The sequence below is a fragment of the Pectobacterium carotovorum genome (assembly GCF_900129615.1).
Lineage (GTDB): Bacteria > Pseudomonadota > Gammaproteobacteria > Enterobacterales > Enterobacteriaceae > Pectobacterium > Pectobacterium carotovorum.
Genome location: NZ_FQWI01000019.1, coordinates 1 through 1,654, shown reverse-complemented (window position 1 = coordinate 1,654; position 1,654 = coordinate 1). Strand labels below are relative to the sequence as shown.

At 52.8% G+C, this 1,654-nt stretch carries 1 rRNA gene; it reads right to left on the bottom strand.

What is annotated here, in order from left to right:
- Positions 1–56 precede the first annotated feature (56 nt).
- A 16S ribosomal RNA gene (locus BUB06_RS21620) occupies positions 57–1,598 on the bottom strand.
- Between the last annotated feature and the right edge of the window lie 56 nt (positions 1,599–1,654).

Genomic DNA, 1,654 nt, shown 5'->3' with positions numbered 1-1,654 from the left:
CAGTATTTTCATCAGACAATCTGTGTGAGCACTTCACGCAACACACATCTTCTTGGTAAGGAGGTGATCCAACCGCAGGTTCCCCTACGGTTACCTTGTTACGACTTCACCCCAGTCATGAATCACAAAGTGGTAAGCGCCCTCCCGAAGGTTAAGCTACCTACTTCTTTTGCAACCCACTCCCATGGTGTGACGGGCGGTGTGTACAAGGCCCGGGAACGTATTCACCGTAGCATTCTGATCTACGATTACTAGCGATTCCGACTTCATGGAGTCGAGTTGCAGACTCCAATCCGGACTACGACGTACTTTATGAGGTCCGCTTGCTCTCGCGAGGTCGCTTCTCTTTGTATACGCCATTGTAGCACGTGTGTAGCCCTACTCGTAAGGGCCATGATGACTTGACGTCATCCCCACCTTCCTCCGGTTTATCACCGGCAGTCTCCTTTGAGTTCCCGACCGAATCGCTGGCAACAAAGGATAAGGGTTGCGCTCGTTGCGGGACTTAACCCAACATTTCACAACACGAGCTGACGACAGCCATGCAGCACCTGTCTCACAGTTCCCGAAGGCACTAAGGTATCTCTACCAAATTCTGTGGATGTCAAGAGTAGGTAAGGTTCTTCGCGTTGCATCGAATTAAACCACATGCTCCACCGCTTGTGCGGGCCCCCGTCAATTCATTTGAGTTTTAACCTTGCGGCCGTACTCCCCAGGCGGTCGATTTAACGCGTTAGCTCCGGAAGCCACGCCTCAAGGGCACAACCTCCAAATCGACATCGTTTACAGCGTGGACTACCAGGGTATCTAATCCTGTTTGCTCCCCACGCTTTCGCACCTGAGCGTCAGTCTTTGTCCAGGGGGCCGCCTTCGCCACCGGTATTCCTCCAGATCTCTACGCATTTCACCGCTACACCTGGAATTCTACCCCCCTCTACAAGACTCTAGCCTGTCAGTTTTGAATGCAGTTCCCAGGTTAAGCCCGGGGATTTCACATCCAACTTAACAGACCGCCTGCGTGCGCTTTACGCCCAGTCATTCCGATTAACGCTTGCACCCTCCGTATTACCGCGGCTGCTGGCACGGAGTTAGCCGGTGCTTCTTCTGCGAGTAACGTCAATCGATAAGGTTATTAACCTTACCGCCTTCCTCCTCGCTGAAAGTGCTTTACAACCCGAAGGCCTTCTTCACACACGCGGCATGGCTGCATCAGGCTTGCGCCCATTGTGCAATATTCCCCACTGCTGCCTCCCGTAGGAGTCTGGACCGTGTCTCAGTTCCAGTGTGGCTGGTCATCCTCTCAGACCAGCTAGGGATCGTCGCCTAGGTGAGCCATTACCTCACCTACTAGCTAATCCCATCTGGGCACATCTGATGGCGAGAGGCCCTAAGGTCCCCCTCTTTGCTCTTGCGAGGTTATGCGGTATTAGCTACCGTTTCCAGTAGTTATCCCCCTCCATCAGGCAGTTTCCCAGACATTACTCACCCGTCCGCCGCTCGTCACCCAAGGAGCAAGCTCCTCTGTGCTACCGCTCGACTTGCATGTGTTAGGCCTGCCGCCAGCGTTCAATCTGAGCCATGATCAAACTCTTCAATTTAAGATTTGTTTGATTTGCTGAACTCGTCAGCGATGCTCAAAGAATTAGTAACTGTT